General features: G+C 67.3%; 20 protein-coding genes and 1 other RNA gene. 12 read left to right on the top strand and 9 right to left on the bottom strand.

Features of this window, described 5'->3' with window-relative positions; translation table 11 throughout:
- Window positions 1-73: 73 nt before the first annotated feature.
- The 5 genes from OCH7691_RS03605 (at window position 74) to OCH7691_RS03585 (ending at window position 5,356) form a co-directional block, all read left to right on the top strand.
- Window positions 74-775 carry a pyrimidine 5'-nucleotidase gene (locus tag OCH7691_RS03605; RefSeq protein WP_217807772.1) on the top strand — a complete coding sequence of 234 codons (702 nt, stop codon included), beginning with the start codon at window positions 74-76 and terminating at the stop codon, window positions 773-775.
- A 96-nt stretch (window positions 776-871) separates the two neighbouring features.
- Window positions 872-1,717: a 2,3,4,5-tetrahydropyridine-2,6-dicarboxylate N-succinyltransferase gene (dapD, locus tag OCH7691_RS03600; RefSeq protein ID WP_085882034.1), complete on the top strand. Its 846-nt coding sequence runs from the start codon at window positions 872-874 to the stop codon at window positions 1,715-1,717.
- Between the two features lie 67 nt (window positions 1,718-1,784).
- Window positions 1,785-3,524, top strand: a complete 1,740-nt coding sequence (locus OCH7691_RS03595) for a caspase family protein (RefSeq protein ID WP_085882033.1) — start codon at window positions 1,785-1,787, stop codon at window positions 3,522-3,524.
- A 74-nt stretch (window positions 3,525-3,598) separates the two neighbouring features.
- Window positions 3,599-4,774, top strand: a complete 1,176-nt coding sequence (dapE, locus tag OCH7691_RS03590; RefSeq protein ID WP_085882032.1) for a succinyl-diaminopimelate desuccinylase — start codon at window positions 3,599-3,601, stop codon at window positions 4,772-4,774.
- A gap of 3 nt (window positions 4,775-4,777) precedes the next feature.
- Complete coding sequence (locus OCH7691_RS03585; protein WP_085882031.1) at window positions 4,778-5,356, top strand: hypothetical protein; 579 nt, start codon at window positions 4,778-4,780, stop codon at window positions 5,354-5,356.
- 4 nt (window positions 5,357-5,360) lie between these two features.
- On the opposite strand, the gene truA is transcribed toward OCH7691_RS03585, so the two are convergent.
- The 3 genes from truA to def are packed head-to-tail and all read right to left on the bottom strand — an operon-like array spanning window position 5,361 to window position 7,566.
- Window positions 5,361-6,110: a tRNA pseudouridine(38-40) synthase TruA gene (gene truA, locus OCH7691_RS03580; RefSeq protein WP_085882030.1), complete on the bottom strand. Its 750-nt coding sequence runs from the start codon at window positions 6,108-6,110 to the stop codon at window positions 5,361-5,363.
- Between the two features lie 5 nt (window positions 6,111-6,115).
- A complete protein-coding gene (fmt, locus tag OCH7691_RS03575) occupies window positions 6,116-7,042 on the bottom strand; it encodes a methionyl-tRNA formyltransferase (RefSeq protein ID WP_085882029.1) in 927 nt (308 codons plus the stop codon).
- On the bottom strand, window positions 7,042-7,566 hold the full coding sequence (gene def / locus OCH7691_RS03570) for a peptide deformylase (protein ID WP_085882028.1): 525 nt from the start codon (window positions 7,564-7,566) through the stop codon (window positions 7,042-7,044). The genes fmt and def overlap by 1 nt, the downstream gene beginning before the upstream one ends.
- 156 nt (window positions 7,567-7,722) lie before the next feature.
- On the opposite strand from def, the gene OCH7691_RS03565 reads away from it, so the two are divergent.
- Window positions 7,723-8,976 (top strand): DNA recombination protein RmuC, encoded by a 1,254-nt coding sequence (locus OCH7691_RS03565; RefSeq protein WP_085882027.1) that lies wholly within the window; start codon window positions 7,723-7,725, stop codon window positions 8,974-8,976.
- An 8-nt stretch (window positions 8,977-8,984) separates the two neighbouring features.
- Here OCH7691_RS03565 and recR read toward each other — a convergent pair whose 3' ends face one another.
- From recR to ffs, 4 genes are all read right to left on the bottom strand, one after another.
- Window positions 8,985-9,587, bottom strand: coding sequence for a recombination mediator RecR (recR, locus tag OCH7691_RS03560; RefSeq protein WP_085882026.1), 603 nt, complete (start codon window positions 9,585-9,587; stop codon window positions 8,985-8,987).
- A gap of 25 nt (window positions 9,588-9,612) precedes the next feature.
- On the bottom strand, window positions 9,613-9,936 hold the full coding sequence (locus tag OCH7691_RS03555) for a YbaB/EbfC family nucleoid-associated protein (RefSeq protein ID WP_085882025.1): 324 nt from the start codon (window positions 9,934-9,936) through the stop codon (window positions 9,613-9,615).
- 3 nt (window positions 9,937-9,939) lie between these two features.
- On the bottom strand, window positions 9,940-11,811 hold the full coding sequence (locus OCH7691_RS03550) for a DNA polymerase III subunit gamma/tau (protein WP_085882024.1): 1,872 nt from the start codon (window positions 11,809-11,811) through the stop codon (window positions 9,940-9,942).
- 101 nt (window positions 11,812-11,912) lie between these two features.
- Window positions 11,913-12,007, bottom strand: an RNA gene (gene ffs, locus OCH7691_RS03545) — signal recognition particle sRNA small type.
- 136 nt (window positions 12,008-12,143) lie between these two features.
- Here ffs and nudC point away from each other — a divergent pair.
- Window positions 12,144-13,094 carry an NAD(+) diphosphatase gene (nudC, locus tag OCH7691_RS03540; RefSeq protein WP_085882023.1) on the top strand — a complete coding sequence of 317 codons (951 nt, stop codon included), beginning with the start codon at window positions 12,144-12,146 and terminating at the stop codon, window positions 13,092-13,094.
- A 25-nt stretch (window positions 13,095-13,119) separates the two neighbouring features.
- Here the strand turns inward: nudC and OCH7691_RS03535 are convergent, their stop codons facing one another.
- Both OCH7691_RS03535 and OCH7691_RS03530 read right to left on the bottom strand, forming a co-directional pair.
- Window positions 13,120-14,022 (bottom strand): prephenate dehydratase, encoded by a 903-nt coding sequence (locus OCH7691_RS03535; protein ID WP_085882022.1) that lies wholly within the window; start codon window positions 14,020-14,022, stop codon window positions 13,120-13,122.
- 33 nt (window positions 14,023-14,055) lie between these two features.
- Complete coding sequence (locus OCH7691_RS03530) at window positions 14,056-14,808, bottom strand: 3-deoxy-manno-octulosonate cytidylyltransferase (RefSeq protein WP_085882021.1); 753 nt, start codon at window positions 14,806-14,808, stop codon at window positions 14,056-14,058.
- A 145-nt stretch (window positions 14,809-14,953) separates the two neighbouring features.
- Between OCH7691_RS03530 and OCH7691_RS03525 the strand changes: the two genes are divergently transcribed.
- From OCH7691_RS03525 to OCH7691_RS03505, 5 genes are all read left to right on the top strand, one after another.
- Window positions 14,954-15,499, top strand: coding sequence for a c-type cytochrome (locus tag OCH7691_RS03525; RefSeq protein ID WP_085882020.1), 546 nt, complete (start codon window positions 14,954-14,956; stop codon window positions 15,497-15,499).
- Between the two features lie 29 nt (window positions 15,500-15,528).
- Window positions 15,529-16,308, top strand: a complete 780-nt coding sequence (gene hisN / locus OCH7691_RS03520; protein ID WP_085882019.1) for a histidinol-phosphatase — start codon at window positions 15,529-15,531, stop codon at window positions 16,306-16,308.
- 124 nt (window positions 16,309-16,432) lie between these two features.
- The gene (locus OCH7691_RS03515; RefSeq protein WP_085882018.1) at window positions 16,433-18,262 is read left to right on the top strand and encodes an extracellular solute-binding protein; all 1,830 of its coding nucleotides are present in this window, start codon (window positions 16,433-16,435) and stop codon (window positions 18,260-18,262) included.
- A 50-nt stretch (window positions 18,263-18,312) separates the two neighbouring features.
- A complete protein-coding gene (locus OCH7691_RS03510) occupies window positions 18,313-20,175 on the top strand; it encodes an extracellular solute-binding protein (protein WP_085882017.1) in 1,863 nt (620 codons plus the stop codon).
- Between the two features lie 52 nt (window positions 20,176-20,227).
- Window positions 20,228-21,337, top strand: a complete 1,110-nt coding sequence (locus OCH7691_RS03505; RefSeq protein WP_085882016.1) for a microcin C ABC transporter permease YejB — start codon at window positions 20,228-20,230, stop codon at window positions 21,335-21,337.

Genomic DNA, 21,337 nt, shown 5'->3' with positions numbered 1-21,337 from the left:
CGCTTAAGCTCCGCCGGCGCGGCCCCGCGCGCAGGCACTTGCCGGGGCCGCGCCGGCGGTCGAGAATGGCGCCATGAAGAACGCGATGAACGCTGCCGACAGCAGGAAACCCGACCTCGCCCACGTCCGATTCTGGGTCTTCGATTTGGACAACACGCTCTATCCGGCGAGCAGCAACCTGTTCCCCCAGGTCTCTCGCCGCATGGGCGAATTCATCGCCGGCCATTTCGACGTCGATCTCGAGGCCGCGAGGGCGATGCAGAAACACTATTTCAGGCAGCATGGAACGACCCTGAGAGGGCTGATGCTGGAGCATGGAATCGATGCCCAGCGTTTCCTCGACTATGTCCACGATATCGACCTCTCGGTCCTCGAACCGGCACCGGCGCTCGGCGCCGCGCTCGCCGCCCTGCCGGGCCGCCTGGTCGTCTATACCAACGGCTCCACGGCCCATGCCGAGCGCATCCTCGACCGTCTCGGCATCGCCGACATCTTCGAGGGAATCTTCGACATCGTCGCCGCAGATTTCGTTCCCAAACCGGAACGGGGTCCGTACGAGGCCATGCTGAAGCGATTCGGGGCGAAGGCGGAAACGGCTCTGATGGCCGAGGATATCGCCAAGAACCTGGTACCGGCCCATGACCTCGGGATGACCACGCTGTGGATACCGGGTCCCGTTGACTGGGCGGCCGAGGGCGCCGAGGGCGAGCATGTCCATTATGTCGCGGACGATCTCGCGGAATGGCTGGCGGCGCACGGCGCGCCCGCCGATTGACAGCCGGTCGACGGCGGCTATCTTGCGGCGACCCCGTATCGCCGGATCCTTTCACCGGTCGACCGCCACCAGAGTCCAGAGACAAGGAACCCTGCCATGAGCATGGAGCAACTCGCCGCCGTCATCGATCAGGCATGGGACAACCGTGACACCGTCACGACCGCGACCAGGGGCGAGATCCGCGACGCCGTCGAGGACGCCCTGGAGGGGCTCGATACCGGCGCGCTCCGGGTCGCCGAGAAGCGCGACGGCGACTGGCACGTGAACCAGTGGCTGAAGAAGGCGGTGCTGCTCTCCTTCCGTCTCAACGACATGACGGCGATCCCGGGCGGTCCGGGCGAGGCCGCGCCCTGGTTCGACAAGGTCGCGTCGAAGTTCGAGGGCTGGGACGAGGCGCGCTTCCGCGCCGCCGGCTTCCGCGCCGTGCCGAACTGCGTCGTCCGCCGCTCGGCCTATATCGCGCCCGGCGTCGTGCTCATGCCGTCCTTCGTCAATCTCGGCGCCCATGTCGATTCCGGCACCATGATCGACACCTGGGCGACCGTCGGGTCCTGCGCCCAGGTCGGCAAGAACTGTCATATCTCGGGCGGCGCCGGGATCGCCGGCGTTCTGGAGCCGCTGCAGGCCGGTCCGGTCATCATCGAGGACAACTGCTTCATCGGCGCCCGCGCCGAGGTCGCCGAAGGGGTCATCGTCGGTGAAGGCTCGGTGCTCTCGATGGGCGTCTATATCGGCGCCTCGACCAAGATCGTCGACCGCGCGACGGGCGAGGTCATGTATGGCCGCGTACCGCCCTATTCGGTGGTGGTATCCGGCACCATGCCGGGCAAGCCCTTTCCCGACGGCACGCCGGGACCGGGCCTCTATTGCGCGGTCATCGTCAAGCGGGTCGACGAGAAGACCCGCTCGAAGACCTCGATCAACGAGTTGCTGCGCGCCTGAAACGGGCCCGTTCAGCGCCTCATTGGTGACACTGGACCGGCAGGAGCGGCGGGCGTAAATTGGCCCCATGACAATCGCTCGACGTCTTGCCGCCGGTCTGTGCGCCCTTTTCCTTCTCGCCGTTGCCATTCCGGGCGCGGCGCGCGCGGCGGCCGATTCGGAGAGTATCCAGTTCGGCCGCTACCACGCGCTGGTCATCGGCATCAACGACTACCCCAATCTGAACAAGCTGAAGACGGCGATCTCGGACGCGACGGCGGTGCACAAGCTGCTGACCGAGAAATACGGCTTCCAGTCGGAGCTTCTGATCAACCCGACGCGGAGCGAGATCATCGCCCGCATCGGCCACTACCGGAAGATCCTCGGCGAGAGCGACAATTTCCTGCTCTATTACGCCGGGCACGGCATTCTCGACGAGGGCGCCGACGAGGGCTTCTGGCTGCCGATCGACGCCACGCTCGACGACCAGGCGAACTGGGTCTCCGCGTCCGCGATCACCGGGAACCTGCGCGCGATGGCCGCCAAGCATGCGCTGGTGATCGCCGATTCCTGCTATTCGGGGGCGCTCACCCGCAGCGTCGATACCAGCTTCAACGCCAGCGAAAGCCGCATGGCGCTGCTCCGCCGGCTGTCGGAGAAGCGGACCCGGCGGGTCATGAGTTCCGGCGGCGAGGAACCGGTGCTCGACACCGGGACCGACGGCCATTCGGTCTTCACCTATGCGCTGCTGCGGGCCCTCGGCGACAATCCCGGGGTCATGGAGGGGCAGCAGCTGTTCGACAACCTGCGCTCGAACGTCGTCGCCAACGCCGAGCAGACGCCGCGCTACAACCCGATCCCCTATGCCAACGACCAGGGCGGCGACTTCCTGTTCGTACCTGCGAACTTCGATGCCGCGACCATGCTGACCGCCGGCGGGGACGGCTCGACCGAACTCGCCTACTGGGCCTCGGTCAAGGACAGCAGCAACCCGGCCATGGTCGAAAGCTACCTCGAGAAATATCCCGAGGGCCGCTTCGCCACCCTTGCCGCGCTCAGGCTCGAGGAACTGCGGGCCGGTGGCGCACTGACCCGCGGGACCGGCGACGCCAGCACGCTCTCGCCGGAGGAGAAGGCGGCGCGCGAGCAGGAACAGAAGATCTGGGGCAAGATCCGCGACAGCAACGAGCCGATCCTGCTCGAGAGCTTCCTCGAGGAGTTCCCCGACGGCATCTATGCCAATGTCGCCCGGCTCCGCCTTGACGCGCTTCGCGTCGACCGGAACCAGGCAATGCAGGAGGCGGCGCGGGAACGCGATCTCTGGGAACTGGCCCGCGACAGCGCCAGCATGAAGGTCATCCAGACCTATCTCGGCAAGTATCCGACCGGCGCCTATTCCGGCGAGGCCCGCGCCCTGCTGGCCGAATTGCAGGCGGCGGAAGCTCGTCCGCAACAGCAGCAGACGGCAAGCATTGCCCCGCCGGCCGTCGCCGCGCCGGTCTACCAGGCACCCGCGTTCGAGCCCTATACCGGGCGCTGGCGGAGCCGCGGGGTCGGCCGCTGTCCGCAGATCGCCAGCGGCTACAACCAGGAACCGCCGCGCGTCGAACTGGTCGTGCGCGGCCGCAACGTCGCCGCGACCTTCTACCGGGTCACCTACGGACGCGAGGTGGCCAGCCAGGCGCGCGGCACCATCGGCGACGACGGGGCGCTGTCGATCCGCGATCCGAAGTTCAAGACGCTGCTGAAGGTCAGTTTCGACGGGCTGAGCGAGTTCGCCCCGGCCGAGATCAACAATTGCCGGTTCGATCTGGTGCGCCTGCCCTGAACATCGCTTCGGCGACGCGGTTCGTCCCGACCATCGCCGTTGACGCTTGCCGGCCCGGTCTGTATTCGGGACCGATGAACGAGAACAACCCGATCAGTGACAGGATCGATGCGGTCGCGCTCTCACAGGCGCTGATCCGCTGCCCCAGCGTGACGCCGGCGGATGCCGGCGCGCTCGACATTCTCGGCCGGACGCTCGGGGAACTGGGCTTCGCCTGCCGGCGCCTCCGCTTCAGCGAGAGCGGCACGGCGGACGTCGACAATCTCTATGCCCGCTTCGGCTCGGGCGCGCCGAATTTCTGCTTCGCCGGCCATACCGACGTGGTTCCGCCCGGCCCGGTCGATCACTGGGCAAGCGATCCGTTCGCCGCCGAGATCCGCGACGACGTCCTCTATGGCCGGGGCGCCACCGACATGAAGACGGCGATCGCCGCCTTCACCGCCGCATGCGCCCGCTTCATCGGCGAACGGCCCGATTTCCCCGGCTCGATCAGCCTGCTGATCACCGGCGACGAGGAAGGCCCATCGGTCAACGGCACCGTCAAGATGTTGCAGGCGCTCGCTGCCGAGGGCGAGACTCTGGACGCCTGCCTGGTCGGCGAGCCGACCAATCCGCAGGCGATCGGCGACATGATCAAGATCGGCCGACGCGGCTCGCTGACCGGCTTTCTGACGGTGCACGGCGTGCAGGGCCACGTTGCCTATCCTCACCTGGCGGCCAACCCGATCCCGCCGCTCATGAAGATGCTGCAGGCGATCGCCGAGCCGGTGCTGGACGAGGGGACCGAGCATTTCCAGGCCTCGAACCTCGAGATCACCACCGTCGATGTCGGCAATCCGGCGACCAACGTGACACCGGGCGAGGCCAGGGCGACCTTCAACATCCGCTTCAACACCACGCACAGTGGCGAGAGCCTGGAGACCTGGCTGCGTGCCCGCGTCGCCGAGGCGGCGCCATCCGGCATCGCCTACGACCTCGATATCCGGCGCAACTCCGAGCCCTTCTTCTCGCCGCCCGGCAAGCTCGCGGAAGTGGTCGTCGCCGCCGTCGAGACCAGGCTCGGCCGGACGCCCGAACTGTCGACCACCGGCGGGACCTCCGACGCGCGCTTCATCAAGGACTATTGCCCGGTGGTCGAGTTCGGCATGATCGGCGAAACCATGCACAAGATCGACGAACGGGCGGAGCTGTCGGACATCGCGGCGTTGACGGACATCTATCACGATGTCCTGGCGCGTTTCTTCACCTGAGCGATGCCGACCCTGCGCGAGGCCCTGCTCTCACTTTACGGCGTCTGGCGGCTCGCCCATCTCGACCCGAAGGGGCTCGGCTGTTTCGACGCCAGCTTCACAGGTTTCTGGCGTTCCTTCGGAGCGGCGATCTACGCGGCGCCGCTCTTTCTCCTGATCATCCTGCTGCGCGCCGTCTCGCCGCTGGCCACCGACGACGGCTCGACCGCGACCGATTACCTTGTCGCCGAGTTCGTCGCCTACAGCCTCGACTGGATCGCCTTTCCGGCAGTCATGGCCGTGATCGCCTGGAACTACCACCTGAAGCATGTCTATGTGCGCTACATCGTCGCCTACAACTGGTGCAAGGCGGCGATCATCGGCGCCGTCCTGCTCTACACGCCGATCATCTATTCCGGGATTCTCTCGGAAGGATTGCTCGCGATGGCAATCTTTCTGGTCCAGGGAATCCTGCTCTTCTTCCTCTGGTTCGTGACCCGGAGCGCGCTCGGCGTCACGCCGGTGTTTGCCGGGCTCCTGGTCGCCGTGGAAACCCTGGTGAGCCTGCTGCTGCTCGCCCTGACCGGGCGCCTGCTCGGCTGACCAACTAACTTTCGGGCGGATAGTCGACGGCGACGAGATAGAGCCCGTGCGGCGGGGCGTTCGGACCGGCGGCGGCACGGTCGCACGCCGCGAGCGCCTCGGCGAGCCGTCCGGCGCTCCATTTTCCCTCGCCCACCAGTGACAGGGTGCCGGCCATCGCCCGGACCTGATTGTGCAGGAACGAGCGCGCGCTCGCCTCGATCAGTACCGTCTCGCCCTCGCGCCGGACGGCGAGCCGGTCGAGCGTGCGGAGCGGCGACTTCGCCTGGCACTGGGCGGCCCTGAAGGTGGTGAAGTCGTGCCGTCCGATCAGGACCTGCGCCGCCGCGTGCATCGCCGCCGCGTCGAGCGGCCGCGATACCCGCCAGGCCCGGTCGTGCTCGAGGGCGAGCGGCGCCCGCCGGTTGACGATCCGGTAGCGGTAATGCCGGGCGAGCGCCGAGAACCGGGCATGGAAATCCTCCGACACCGCCACCGATGCCAGCACCGCGACCGGTTCCGGCTTCAGATGCTGGTTGATGGCATGCATCACGGTCTCTGCCGGCCAGTCACGGGCGAGATCCAGATGGACGACCTGGCCCAGCGCGTGCACCCCGGCGTCGGTCCGTCCGGCGGTGACGATGCGGACGGTCTCGCCGCAGAAGGCCCGCACCGCCTCTTCCAGCGCCTGCTGGACCGACCGGCCGTTCTCCTGGTGCTGCCAGCCGACGTAGGGGCCGCCGTCATATTCGACGGTGAGCTTGTAGCGGGCCATCCGGCTCAGCCGAGCCGCTCGCCCGGGCGCAGCCGGAAGCCGCGCCAGAAATCGGCCGCGGCCATCGGCGCCTTGCCCTGGCGCTGCACCTCGATCAGCCTGAGCGCGCCTTCGCCGCAGGCGATCGTCGGCTGCTCGTCGAGCACTTCGCCGGGTCGGCCGGTCCCCTCGACCAATTCCGCGCGATGCACCTTGATGCGCTCGGCGCCCGTTTCGAAGAAGGCACCCGGCGACGGATTGAGACCGCGGATCCGGCGCTCGATCTCGACCGCCGGCAGATCCCAGTCGATGCGCGCCTCGGCCTTCTCGATCTTCTTCGCGTAGCTGGCGCCGGCCTCGTCCTGGGAAACCGCCCGCAGCGTGCCCGCCGCCCGCCCCTCCAGGGCCGGCACGATCAGCTCGGCCCCCATCCGGGAAAGCTGGTCATGAAGCTCGCCGGCAGTCGTTCCGGATCCGATCCGACAGCGCGCTTCCATCAGGACGGGCCCGGTATCGAGACCCTCCGCCATCTGCATGATGGCGATCCCGGTTTCCGCGTCACCGGCCATGACAGCGCGCTGGATCGGCGCCGCGCCGCGCCAGCGCGGCAACAGCGAGGCATGGACATTGATGCAGCCGAGGCGGGGCGCGTCGAGGATCGCCTTCGGCAGGATCAGGCCGTAGGCGACGACGACGGCGGCATCGAGATCCAGCGCGGAGAAGGCCGCCTGGGCGTCGGGATCGCGCAGGCTCTTCGGCGTGCGGACCTCGATGCCGAGCGCCATTGCCCGTTCGTGCACGGGCGAGATCCTGTCCTTCTTGCCCCGGCCCGCCGGGCGCGGCGGCTGGGTATAGACGACGGCGATCTCGTGGCCGGCAGCGACGAGCGCGTCCAGAACGGGTATCGAGAAATCCGGGGTGCCGAGAAATGCGAGCTTGAGCGGCGCCGGCATCAGGCGCTCTCGCTGGCCTTCTGCTTCTTCGCCTTGACCATCTTGCGGAGGATCATGTTGCGCTTGATCGCCGAGATATGGTCGAGGAACAGGATGCCATCGAGATGGTCCATCTCGTGCTGGAGGACCGTGGCGAGCAGGCCGTCGGCCTCGACCTCCGACGCCTTGCCATCGCGATCCAGATAGGACACCCGGAGCGCCGCCGGTCGGGTCACTTCGGCGTAATGCTCGGGCACCGAAAGGCAGCCTTCCTCGTAGGTGTTGTCCTCGTCGGACAGCCAGACGATCTCCGGGTTGATGAACACCCGCGGATCCGGCGCCTCCCCCTGTCGGGCGGTATCGACCACGAGCAGCCGCTTCGGCACGCCGACCTGGATCGCAGCGAGGCCGACGCCGGGCGCGGCATACATCGTCTCCAGCATGTCGTCGGCGAGGCGGCGCAACTGGTCGTCGACCACGGATACCTTGTCCGAGATGACTTTCAGGCGCGGGTCGGGCGCTTCGATGATCGGCAACAGCGACATGGTCTCACGCACTACGGTTATTCACGAAAGCCTAGGTAGGCGGCGGCGGGCCGGAGGTCAAGCGCCGGCGCATGTGACCGTGCCGGGCGGCCATGCTAGGCTCGCCCCGAATCAACCATAGCGGGAACCGGCCTGCCGCCGGAAAGCGGGAAATCGATGAACGAAACCATCCTTGTCGGCATTGCCGCGATTGTCGTCCTCGTGCTGGCGATCGCCTGGCTGGCGGTGCTTCGCGGCGCCCGGCAGGCGCGCCGGGAGACCGAGGCGCTGAAGCTCCTCACCCAGCAGATGGCCGAGACCCAGCAGCGGCTGTTCGGCCAGGTCGAGAGCCTGTCGCAGGCGAACCAGTATGCCCAGGGCGAGATCCAGAAGACCCTTGCCGAGCGCCTCGACCATGTGACCAAACGGCTCGGCGACAGCCTGGCCGAATCCACCGAACGGACCAACCGGACGCTGACCGAGCGGCTGGACACGGTCAGCAAGCGACTCGGCGACGGGTTGAGCGAGCAGACCGAGAAGACCGGCAAGACGATCGGCGAGCTCAAGACCCGGCTCGAGGTTATCGACCGGGCCCAGCAGAACATCACCGAACTGTCGGGCCAGGTGGTCGGGTTGCAGGACATCCTCGCCAACAAGCAGGCGCGCGGCGCCTTCGGCGAACTGCAGCTCAACGATCTGGTCGCCGCCGCCCTGCCGCCGTCGGCCTATTCGATGCAGGCGACACTCTCGAACGGCAAGCGGGCCGACTGCCTGATCGAGTTGCCCAAGCCACCGGGCTCCATCGTGGTCGATGCGAAATTCCCGCTGGAAAGCTACCACCAGCTGCGCAAAGCCGAGACCGACGCCGAGAAGACGCTGGCCCGGCGCGCCTTCGGCTCGGCGCTGCAGAAGCATATCGACGACATCGCGGCACGCTATATCGTGCCCGGGGAAACCGCGGAATCGGCGCTTCTCTTCCTGCCGTCGGAGGCGGTCTATGCCGAGATCCACGCCGGTTTCCCGGAGACCCTGCAACGCTCCTACCGGGCCCGGGTCTGGATCGTCTCGCCGACCACGCTGATGGCGACGCTCAACACCGTCCGCGCCGTGCTCAAGGACGCCCGGATGCGGGAACAGGCGGGCGTCATCCAGAAACAGGTCCTTGAACTGCTCAAGGATGTCGAGCGACTGGACGACCGGGTCGACAACCTGAGAAGACACTTCACCCAGGCGGAGAAGGACATCCGCGACATCGAGACCTCGAGCCAGAAGATCAAGCGCAAGGGCGAACGGATCGAGGAACTGCAGCTTGGCGACGAATCCGGAAGCGCCGAGGCGGCCGGGATTGCTGCACCGCCCGAATCCGGCCCGCAGGATTCAAGTCCGGACGGGCGGTTGCTCGGCAACGGGGCCTCTGCCGGCGAGGCCTGAGGGCGCGCCTACTCGCCGGCGACCGGGCGCCGGGTGCGGAACGCGGCGCTGAGCGTGCCGTCGTCCAGATAGTCGAGCTCGCCGCCGACCGGAACGCCCGAGGCGAGGCGCGAGATCCTGACGCCGGAACCCTCCAGCCGGTCGGTGATGTAATGGGCCGTCGTCTGACCGTCGACGGTGGCGTTGGTGGCGAGCACGACTTCCTCGACGCCCGGTTCGGCGGCGCGGGCGATCAGCTGGTCGATCTTCAGATCCTCCGGGCCGACCCCGTCGAGCGCCGAAAGCGTGCCGCCCAGCACGTGATAGCGGCCGCGATAGACGGCGCTGCGTTCGATCGCCCAGAGATCGGCGACATCCTCGACGACGCAGAGCAGGCTGCCGTCGCGCCGCTGGTCGGCGCAGATGACGCAGGGATCGCGACTGTCGACATTGCCGCAGACAGAGCAGGCGGTGACCGTCTCGGCGACCTCGGTGATCGCCCGGACGAGCGGCAGCATCAACGCCTCGCGCTGCTTGATCAGTTGCAGGGCCGCGCGCCGGGCCGACCGGGGCCCGAGCCCCGGCAGCCTGGCGAGCAGGCGGATCAGCTGCTCGATCTCGGCGCCACCCATGAGGATTTCCCGCTTCGGCCCGGGTTCAGAAAGGCAGCTTCATACCGCCGGGAAGTTGCAGGCCGCCGGTCAGCTCCTGCATCTTCTCGGCCGAGAAGGCCTCGACCTTCGCCTTGGCGTCCTTGTGGGCGGCGACCAGCAGGTCCTCGATCATTTCCAGATCGTCCGGATTGGCAAGGCTCGGATCGATCTTGACGCGGCGAAGCTCGCTCCGGCCGTTGAGCGTCACCTCGACCATGCCGGCGCCGGCCGAGCCGGTTTCCTCGTGACCTTCGAGGCTCGCCTGCATTTCGGCCATCTTGCCCTGCATCTCCTGCGCCTGCTTCATCAGGTTCGCGAGGTTTTTCATGATTCAGCGCTCTCCGTCTTCATCGGGGTTGTCGTCCGGGGCATCGCTCGCACGGAACGCATCGATCGCCGCACCGGGGAACTGATCGATCACAGCGCGCACCATCGGATGGGCGGCAATTCGCGCCCGCTCCGTCTCCGCCCGTTCGCGGCGCTGCTCCGCCAGCGTCGGCTCGCCAGGCTGGCTCGTCGTCACCGAGATCATCCAGCGCCGCCCGGTAATCTCGTCAAGCCGGCCGGCAAGCTGAGCGGCCAGGTCGCGCGGCGCATTCTCGAGCGGGTGCAACTCGATCCGGCCGGGCTCGATACGGACAAGGCGGACGAAATTGACCAGGTTGGCCTGGAGCCGCAGGTCGTCGCGACGGGTGAGCAGGGCGACCACCTCCTCGAGCGTCGTCGGCTGCGGGCGTTCGCCGTCGGGCGCCGCGTCCGGCGCGATCCCGGGCCCACCGTCGGGCGCCGCCTCGACGCTGCTCATCGCCTCAGCCGCGAACCGGGGATCGTCGTCGGGAAAGTCGTCGGCCGCCGGCTCCGCCTGCGGACGGGCAAGCGCGCGCGGCGCGCTCTCGACCGAGGCGCCCCCCCGAACCGCCGAACTCGCCACCGCACGGGTCGCCCCGCCATCTCCAGCGGAACGGCCACTGCCGGACGGGGCCGGGGGCGAGGTCGTCGCCTGAGCCGGGGCACCGGCGGAGGCGGACGGCTGGCCGCCGTCGCGGGTCAGCCGCGTCACCAGGTCGGCCGGCGACGGCAGGTCGGCGGCATAGGCAAGGCGGATCAGCGCCATTTCAGCCGCCGCGATCGGCTGCGGCGCGCCCTGTACCTCTTTCAGGCCTTTCAGCAGCATCTGCCAGGCCCGCGCCAGGTCGGCCATCCCGAGCTGGCCGGCGAGCGCCTGGCCGCGCACCCGTTCCGCTTCCGAAACCGTGACGTCGCCGCCAGCATCGGGATTGATCTTGACGTCGGTGACCCAGTGACAGAGGGCGAGCAGGTCCTGGAACACGACCATCGGGTCGGCGCCGGCCGCATACTGGGCGCGCAGGTTGGCGAGCGCCGCCTTGATGCCGCCGCCGAGCACGGCCTCGAACAGCTCCAGCGTCCGGGCCCGGTCGGCAAGGCCGAGCATGTCGCGCACCGCGTCGCCACCGATCGCACCGCCCGTGTGGGCGATCGCCTGGTCGAGCAGCGAGAGCCCGTCGCGGACCGAGCCTTCGGCGGCGCGGGCGATCAGCGCCAGCGCCTCGTCGTCGGCCTCGACCGTTTCCTTCGCCGTGATCTCGCGGAAATAGTCGACCAGCCGCGCGCCCTCGACCCGGCGCAGGTCGAAACGCTGGCAGCGCGACAGCACGGTAACCGGCACCTTGCGAATCTCGGTGGTGGCAAAGATGAACTTCACATGCGCCGGCGGCTCCTCGAGCGTCTTGAGGAGCGCGTTGAAGGCGTTCCGCGACAGCATGTGCACTTCGTCGATGATGTAGATCTTGTAGCGCGCGGCGACCGGCAGGTAGCGCACGCCGTCGATCAGCTCGCGGATGTCGTCGACGCCGGTGCGGCTCGCCGCGTCCATCTCGAGCACGTCCTGATGGCGATCCTCGGCGATCGCGACGCAGTTCTCGCAAACCCCGCAGGGCTCGATGGTCGCCCCCCCGCCGCCGTCGGCGCCGATGCAGTTGAGCGCCCGGGCGATGATCCGCGCGGTCGTCGTCTTGCCCACGCCGCGCACGCCGGTCAGCACGAAGGCATGGGCGAGTCGGCCGGTCTCGATGGCGTTCCGGAGCGTCCGGACCATCGGTTCCTGGCCGATCAGCTCGGCAAAATTGCGGGGTCGGTATTTCCGCGCCAGAACCCGGTAGGCGGCCTGCCCTGCCTCGCTCATGAGCGACGGCCGCTGCCGGCCCGGGCGGACAGTCGATGGAACGGGAAATGGAGAGCGGGCGCAGTCACGCGATATCCGGTCCGTGGCTCGCTGGGAAATCGGTGGGAGGTTGGCAGCGACCCGAACGAATTTCGTTACGGCTGCTTCCTTCCGGATCTGACCGGGTTGGCGAATAGTTCGTCCACCGCCAACCTCCCGAAGGCACTATATCAAACATGACGCCATGTTCCGCAAGGGGAGATGGGGCGAATAATAGCTTTGAGCGGCGCGCCGGGCGCCAACCCATTCGGGCCATTGCCGCCCCGGCCCGCTTGTGCAAATCTCGCCCGGACATGAATCATCCTGCAATCCCGCGCCCCATCACCTTTACCGGCGGCCGATTCGACCGCGCCAGCGCGCGTCGCACCGACAAGGCTTGGCTCGCGTCGCGGCTGAGCGACCCGAGCAGCCGGTTCCTGCCCATGCACGAGTTGCGGGGGCTGATCGAGCTCGACGGCGGGCCGACGCTTGGCTGGCGCGGCGCGATCGATGTCCGTCCCTGGCTCGATCAGGGCGCGACGACGATCTTTCTCGGCATGGCCGACTTTGCCGGTCATTTCGCGGTCGATGTTTCGGCGGCGGACGATCCGAAGGGACCGCCGTTCGCCGATTGGGGCAAGTTCATCGATGTCCGTTCCATCGCTCCCGACCTGAAGCCGGGCGAGGCGGCAGCGCTCGCCCAGGCACGCTCGATGATCGACTGGCACGACCGGCACGGCTTCTGCGCCCGCTGCGGCAACCCGACCCAGGTCGCGGATGCCGGCTATTCGCGCCATTGCCGTAACGATACCTGCAAGGCGAGCCATTTCCCGCGCACCGACCCGGTCGTCATCATGATGGTGACCCGCGGCGACCGCTGCCTGCTCGGTCGCAGCCGGCATTTCCCGAAGGGTTCCTATTCCTGCCTCGCGGGCTTCATGGAGCCGGGCGAGACCATCGAACAGGCGGTCAGCCGGGAGATCATGGAGGAAGCCGGCATCGCCACGCGCCATGTCCGTTATCACGCCTCGCAACCCTGGCCGTTCCCGTCGTCGCTGATGATCGGCTGTTTCGCCGAGGCGACGAGCGAGGCGATCGATCTCGCCGACGACGAACTCGAGGATGCGCGCTGGTTCGACCGCGACCAGGTCCGGGCGATGATGGAGCGAAGCCTCGACATGGAAGCGCCGCTCAGGATACCGCCGCCGCTGTCGCTCGCCCACCAGCTCGCCAAGGCCTGGATCGAGGGGCGCGAGCCGGCCTGAGGCCGGCCCCGGGGCGCGCCGCCGGCTACTCGGTGCGGAACTGGCGCCGGAAGGAATGCGCCGGGTAGACGCCGAGCACCCGCAGCCGCGACGAGAAGAACTGCAATTCCTCCATCGCCCGGGCAACATGGCGTTCGGCGACATGCCCTTCGAGCTCGGCATAGAACTGCGCCGCCTGGAAGCTCGCATCGGTGATGTAGCTCTCCAGCTTGGTGACGTTGACGCCGTTTGTCGCGAAGCCGCCGAGCGCCTTGTAGAGCGCCGCCGGCTGGCTGCGCACCTCGAAGATGAAGCTGGTCATGCAGGGCTGGCCGTCGACCGGCGGCTCGACCCGGTCGCGCGACATCACGAGGAAGCGCGTGGTGTTGTTGAGCTTGTCCTCGATCCGGCTCCGCAGTGCCTGCAGGTCGTAGACCTCGCCGGCAAGACTGGAGGCGATCGCCGCATCGCTCGGGTCGCCGGCCGCAGCGATGTCGCGCGCCGCGCCCGCGGTATCGGCATGGACGACGGCCTCGATGCCAAGCTCGCGGATCAGGTCGCGGCACTGGGCGAGTGCCTGCTCGTGGCTGTGCACCCGCTTCACGGTCTCGATCGTCGCGCCCTTCGGCGCCAGCAGATAGTGATGCACCGGCAGGAAATGCTCGCCGATGATGAACAGCCCGGAACCCGGCAGCAGGCGGTGAATGTCGGCGACCCGGCCGCCCAGCGAATTCTCGATCGGGATCATCGCCAGCCGGACGCGGCGATCATGAACCGCGCTGAGCGCCTCGGCGAACGTGTTGCACGGCACGGCCGTCAGATCGGGAAAAACCTGGCGGCAGGCAAGGTTCGAGAAGGCGCCCGGCGCGCCCTGGTAGGAGATCGAGGTTTCCGGCTCGGCAGCCGGCGCCGTCTTCGCCGCTTTTTCCACGTTCTGGGATCCGCTCATTGTCCATCTCCAGCGCCGCCAGAGGGCCGCGCGTCATGTCGCGCGCGCAGCCGCAATTTCGCGGATTCGCGCCAGGTCGGCCGGAGTATCGACACCCAGCGGAACGGTGTCAACGACCGCCGCAGCGATGTGAAAGCCGTGCTCCAGCGCGCGCAGCTGCTCGAGCCGTTCGCGCTTCTCCAGCGGCGTCGGGGCGAGCGCGACGAAGCGTTCCAGTGCCCTCCGCCGATAGGCGTAGATCCCGATATGGTGCCAGCACGGCCCCTCGCCGCCCGGCGCCGGCAGGCGGGTGAACCAGAGCGCGCGCCCCTGGCGTTCGCCCCCGGCGAGACTGACGACGGCCTTCACCGCGTTGGGATCGTCGCGCTCCTCCGGGTCGACGATCTCGGCGACCAGGGTCGCGATGTCGACATCCGGGTCGTCAAGCGGGGCAACGACGGCGCGAATCGCCGCCGGATCGAGGGTCGGCAGGTCACCCTGGAGGTTGATGACGGTCTCGTGCCGGCCGTCCGGGTCGAAGATCCTCGCCGCCTCCTCGATCCGGTCGGAGCCCGACGGATGGTCCGGCCGGGTCAGCACCGCGTGGCCGCCGGCGGCGCGTACCGCGTCGGCGATCTCCGCCTCCGCGCAGGCGACCACGACCGGGCCGACATCCGCCTCCACCGCCCGGCGCCAGACATGCACGATCATCGGCTCGCCGAGAATGTCGGCCAGCGGCTTGCCCGGCAGGCGGGTCGAGGCCATCCGCGCGGGAACGATGATCAGGGAGGGATTGGATGCCGTCATGCTCTGCTCCGATTACCGGCCGGGTGCCCGATGCCGGGCCTTGGCGATTTATACGGCTTGCGCCCGCGGCGGGAAATTAAGTAATGTCCCGCTCGATTTCGGCAAATGTGGCCCTCCTGCCGCGCCCGTAAAGAGGTGCATCGTAATGGACTCCTTCGAGCTCAATAAATTCATCGGCGCGTTCCTGTTCTGCCTGCTGATCACGGTCGGGCTGGTGAACCTGTCGGGTATACTCGTTCATCCCACGATTCCGGATCAGCCCGGCTACGTGATCGAGGTCGCCGAGAGCTCGGACGCCGACGGTGACGCCACGGAAGAGGAAGCCGGTCCGAGTCTCGCCGTGCTGCTTTCCGAGGGCGACGCCGCGAAGGGCGAGAAGGTCGCCAAGAAGTGCGCCTCCTGCCACAGCTTCGAGGAGGGCGGCCCGAACAAGGTCGGTCCGAATCTCTATGGCGTGCTGATGAATGCCCGCGGCGTGCATTCCGATTTCGCCTATTCGGACGCCCTGAAGTCGCATCCGGGCGAATGGACCTACGAGGATCTGGACCACTTCCTCGCCAATCCGAAGGGCTTCATCCAGGGCACCAAGATGGCCTTCGCCGGCCTCAAGAAGCCGGGCGACCGGGCCGATCTCATCCTCTATCTGCGCAGCCTCGGCGACCAGGACGTTCCCCTGCCCGCGGCCGAGTAGCGCTCGCGTCGCCGCCCGGCGACCCGACGATGGCGGAACGATCCTGCGATCCTGAGTTCGTCGCCTTCGCCGGCCACCTGGCCGACGAGGCGGGAAAGGTCGTCCGACGCTATTTCCGGACGCAGATCCCGGTCGACGACAAGGCGGACCAGAGCCCCGTGACCGTCGCCGATCGCGAGACCGAGCGGCGCATGCGGGACCTGATCGCGCGCCGGTATCCCGATCACGGCATCGCCGGCGAGGAATTCGGCGAGGAGGGGATGGATCGCGATTTCGTCTGGTCGCTGGATCCGATCGACGGCACGCGCTCTTTCATCTCCGGCTCGCCGCTGTTCGGGACATTGATCAGCCTGGTCCATCGCGGTCAGCCGATCCTCGGCGTCATCGACCATCCGATGACCGGCGAACGCTGGGTCGGCGCCAACGGCCAGGCGCATCACAACGGCCAGCCGATCGGGGTCCGCGATTGCACCCGGATCGAGGACGCGACCTGCTATTCCTATGGTATCGAGGCGCTCGACGGCGATGCGGGCGCGATCCTGGGGGCGCTGTTCCGCCGGGTCAAGCTGATGCGTTTCAGCGCCGACTGCTATGCCTACGGTCTGCTCGCCCTCGGCTTCGTCGACCTGGTCGTCGAGGACGGGCTGAAGCCGCACGATTTCTGCGCCCTTCAGCCGGTCGTCGAGGGCGCCGGCGGTATCATGACCGACTGGCAGGGCAAACGGCTGACGATCGGGAGCGATGGCAGGGTCATCGCCGCCGGCGACCGGCGCCTCCACGAGACGGTGCTGGCGCTCGTCCGCGACTGACGCCGTCACGGATCCGCGAGCGTCCGGACGCAACCTTGATGGCGGGCGTCACGCCGCCCATCTGTTGCCACATCGGCGGCGCCGCGACACCGGCAGACCGCGACGACGACGGGAGACGTTGCGCATGTTCCGATCCGCGAGCCTTCTGGCCGCAATTCTCGCCCTTCAGGGGATGCTCGGCGCGCCCGCGATGGCCGAGCCCAGACACGCCCTGTCGCTGCTTGGCGAGCCGAAGTATGCGGCCGACTTCAGCCATCTCGACTATGCCAACCCGGACGCGCCGAAGGGCGGCTCGCTCCGGCTCTCGGCGATCGGCGGGTTCGACAGCTTCAACCCGTTCATCGTGCGCGGCAATGTCGCCGCCGGCGTCGGACTGACCGTCGACAGCCTGATGGAACAGACGATGGATGACGCGAGCGCCGAATACGGGCTGATCGCCGAATCGATCGAGGTCGCGCCGGACAATCTCTCGGTCGTCTTCCATCTCCGCCCCGAAGCCCGTTTCCACGACGGCAGCCCGATTACCGCCGAGGACGTCATCTGGACGTTCAACGCGCTGAAGACCGACGGGCGCCCGATCTACCGGCATTATTACAACGACGTCACCAACGCCGCCGCGCTGGATGCCCACAGCGTGCGGTTCGACTTCGCCACCGACCAGAACAAGGAACTGGCACAGATCCTCGGCCAGCTCCCGGTTCTCTCGAAGCGCTATTACGAGACCCATGCCTTCGCTGAAACCTCGCTCACCCCGTTTCTCGGCTCCGGCCCGTACCGGATCGGCAAGTTCGAGAGCAACCGTTTCGTCGAGCTTGAGCGGGTCGAGGACTACTGGGCAAGGGACCTGCCGCTGCGTCGCGGCCTGCACAATTTCGACCGCATCCGCTACGACTATTTCCGCGACCGGAGCATCGCCTTCGAGGCCTTCACCTCGCACCAGTTCGATTACTGGTCGGAGAATTCCGCCTCGGCCTGGGCGACCGCCTACGATTTCCCGGCGCGCGAGGCCGGTCTCGTCAAGAAGGAGGAGATCCGCCATTACCAGCCGACCGGCATGTCGGGGCTGGTCTTCAACCTGCGCCGGCCGATTTTCCAGAATCCCGCACTCCGCGAGGCGCTCGACCATGCCTTCGACTTCGAATGGTCGAACAGGCAGCTCTTCTACGGGCAATATGCCCGGACGAAGAGCTACTTCTCGAACTCGGACCTGGCGGCGACCGGCAAGCCGAGCGCACTGGAACTCGAGTATCTCGAGCCGCTGAGGGGCCGGATTCCCGACGATGTCTTCGGCGAGGCCTACCAGCCGCCGGTCACCGACGGCACCGGCAACATCCGGAAGTCGCTCGGCAACGCGCTCACGATCCTGAAGGAGGCGGGTTACGAGCTCAGGGACGGCAAGCTGATCGACCCGAAAAGCGGCCAGCCGATCGCCTTCGAGATCCTCCTGGTGCAGCCCAATTTCGAGCGCGTCGTCAATCCGATCGTGAAGAACTTGGCCCGGCTCGGGATCGTCGCCCGGGTCCGCACGGTCGACAGCGCCCAGTATGAAAGCCGGCTGAACGACTACGACTTCGACGTCATCGCCGCCGGTTTTCCCCAGTCGGAAAGCCCCGGAAACGAGCAGCGCGAATTCTGGGGCTCGGCCGCCGCGGACCAGCCGGGCAGCCGCAACCTGATCGGCATCCAGGACCCGGCTGTCGACGAACTGATCGAGAAGCTGATCGCCGCCCCGGACCGGGAACATCTGGTCGCCGCCTCGCGGGCACTCGACCGGGTCCTGCAGCAGGGCCATTACCTGATCCCGCTGTTCCACATCACCAGCGACCGGATCGCCTACTGGAACAAGTTCAGCCATCCCGAGGTCACGCCCCGCTATGGTGTCGCGGTCATCGCCTGGTGGTATGACGCGGACAAGGCGGCCAGACTGAAGGCGTCGGAATCGAGCGCCCGGTAAACCCCGAGTAATCCCTTGCGGGCCTCGGGGCGACATGCGAACGTCTTGATATGAAACGACTTCCGAGCATCCTCGCCGCTCTCGTTCTGGTCGTGCTGCCGTTCGTGGCCGGCACCGCGACAGGCGAGGCCCGGCATGCGCTCACGACCTTCGGCGAGCCGAAATACCCGGCCGGGTTCACGCATTTCGACTATGTCGACCCGGCGGCGCCGAAGGGCGGGCGGATCGTCGTCAACCAGCAGTTCGCGGCGAACAGCTTCGACAGCCTGAATCCCTTCATCCTGAAGGGCAATCCCGCCGGTATGGTCCCGACGCTGACCTTCGCGACGCTGATGGCGGCGGCCGACGACGAACTGGCGACGGCCTACGGCTATGTCGCGGAGAGCGCCGAGCTCGACCCCGAGCGTAACTGGGTCGCCTACAACATCCGCCCCGAGGCACGCTTCCACGACGGCAGCCCGATCACCGCCGAGGATATCGTCTACAGCTTCGAAACCCTCGTCGCGGAGGGACATCCGCAATACCGGATCCTGCTCGCCGATGTCGCCGGTGCGGTCGCCGAGGGCCCCTCCCGGGTCCGGTTCGATTTCAGGCCGGAAGGACGCAAGCGCGACCTGCCGCTGCTCGTCGCCTCGCTGCCGGTGCTTTCGAAGGCATCCTTCGCCGAGCGCGAGTTCAACAGGACGACGCTCGATCCGCTGCTCGGCTCCGGCCCGTACAGTGTCGGCCAGGTCGAGACCGGGCGGAGCATCGTCTACGAGCGGGTCACGGACTTCTGGGCCCGCGATCTTCCGGTGATGCGCGGTCGCTTCAATTTCGACCAGATCGTCGTCCAGTACTACCGCGACCGCGCGATCGCGCGGGAAGCGTTCTTCGCCGGCGAGTACGATTTCCGCGAGGAATATACCTCGAAGAGCTGGGCGACCGAGTATCGCGACAATGCCGCCGTCCGCGCCGGCCTGATCAAGCTCGAGGACCTACCGAACGATTCGCCGGCCAACCTGCAGGCCTATTACTTCAACATGCGGCGCGACAAGTTCAGCGACATCCGGGTGCGCGAGGCCCTCAACCTGGCCTTCGATTTCGAGTGGCTGAACCGACAGCTCTTCCACAACCTCTACCAGCGCACCAACTCGATCTTCCAGAACTCCGACTTCGCCGCGGTCGGTCCGCCCGGTCCGGACGAGGTGGCGCTGCTCGAACCCTTCCGGGCCAGCCTGCCGCCGGAAGTCTTCGGCGATGCCTACCAGGCCCCGGTCAACGACGGCAGCGGCAACATCCGGGGCAACCTGCGGGTCGCGATCCGGCTGCTCAAGGATGCCGGCTGGGAGGTTCGCGACGGCGTCCTCACCAATACCGAGACCGGCGAGCCGTTCGAGATCGAGTTCCTGCTCTACGATTCGACCACGCAACGGATCATCCAGCCCTATATCCGGAATCTGGAACGGCTCGGCGTGAAGTCGTCGATCCGTGTCGTCGATTCCGCCAGTTTCCAGAACCGGATGGACGACTTCGATTTCGACTTCGTCGGCGTCGCCCATCGCCAGCCGACCCTGCCCGGCGCCGAACTGCGCAATCTCTGGGGCTCGGGCGCAGCCGACACGTCCGGCAGCCGCAACTTCGCGGGTCTGAAGAGCGAGGCGGTGGACGCGCTGATCGACGCCGCGGTCAAGGCCGACAGCTATGAAGAACTGCGCGCCGCCTGCCGGGCGCTGGACCGGGTCATCATGTGGAACCACACGATCATCGGCAACTGGTACAAGGCGACCCACTCGGTTGCCTACTGGGACCGTTTCGGACGTCCGGAGGTGAAGCCGAAATACGATCGCGGCGTGTTCTCGACCTGGTGGTACGACCCGGTGCAGTCGGCCGCCATCGATGCCGGGCTGGCGCGGAGCGCGGAGCAGCAATGAACGCCGGAACGTCTCGTCGCGGAAATCACCGGCACCCCGAGGGCGCGCGCCGATGACCGCCTATATCGTCCGGCGCCTGCTGCTGATCATCCCGACCCTGTTCGGGATCATGGTGATCAATTTCGCGATCGTGCAGTTCGCCCCCGGCGGACCGGTCGAGCGTGTGCTCGCCGAGCTGCAGGGCACCGCCGTGGACGCGACCGCGCGGATCGGCGGCGGCGGTGGCGGCGACAGCGCCTCGGGCGGGCAGGCCGGCGGTCCGGCAACCGGCGCGGAAAGCAAGTATCGCGGCGCCCAGGGCCTCGACCCGGCCTTCATCAAGGACCTCGAGAAGCAGTTCGGTTTCGACAAGCCGGCGCACGAACGCTTTCTGCAGATGATGTGGAGCTACGCCCGTTTCGATTTCGGGCAGAGCTATTTCCGCGACCGCGACGTCGTCGACCTGGTACTGGAGAAGATGCCGGTCTCCATCTCGCTCGGGGTCTGGACGACGCTGATCATCTACCTGATCTCGATCCCGCTCGGCATTCGCAAGGCGGTCCGGGACGGCAGCCGCTTCGACGTCTGGACCTCGTCGGTGATCTCGATAGGCAACGCGATCCCGGCCTTTCTGTTCGCGGTCCTGCTGATCGTGCTGTTCGCCGGCGGCTCCTATTTCAACTGGTTCCCGCTGCGCGGCCTGACCTCGGAGAACTGGAGCGAACTGAGCCTCGCCGGCAAGGTCCTCGATTATCTCTGGCATATCGTGCTGCCGGTCCTCTCGCTCTCGATCGGCGGTTTCGCGGCGCTGACCATGCTGACCAAGAATTCCTTCCTCGACCAGATCGGCCAGCAATATGTCCAGACCGCGCGCGCCAAGGGCCTGTCCGAGCGGCGCGTGCTTTACGGCCATGTCTTCCGCAACGCGATGCTGATCGTGATCGCCGGCTTCCCCTCGGCCTTCGTCGGCATCCTGTTCACCGGCTCGCTGCTGATCGAGATCATCTTCTCGCTCGACGGGCTCGGCCTGCTCGGCTTCGAGGCGGCGATCAACCGCGACTATCCGGTGATCTTCGCCACCGTCTATTTCTTCACCCTGCTCGGCCTGGTGATGAATCTCATCGGCGACCTCACCTATGTCCTGGTCGATCCGCGGATCGATTTCGAGGCGCGGGACGCCTGA

This window comes from Oceanibacterium hippocampi, assembly GCF_900172325.1.
In the GTDB taxonomy this organism is placed as follows: Bacteria; Pseudomonadota; Alphaproteobacteria; order Sneathiellales; family Sneathiellaceae; genus Oceanibacterium; species Oceanibacterium hippocampi.
The sequence above is the reverse complement of the archived record's forward strand: the minus strand, read 5'-3'. Positions and strand labels throughout refer to the sequence as shown.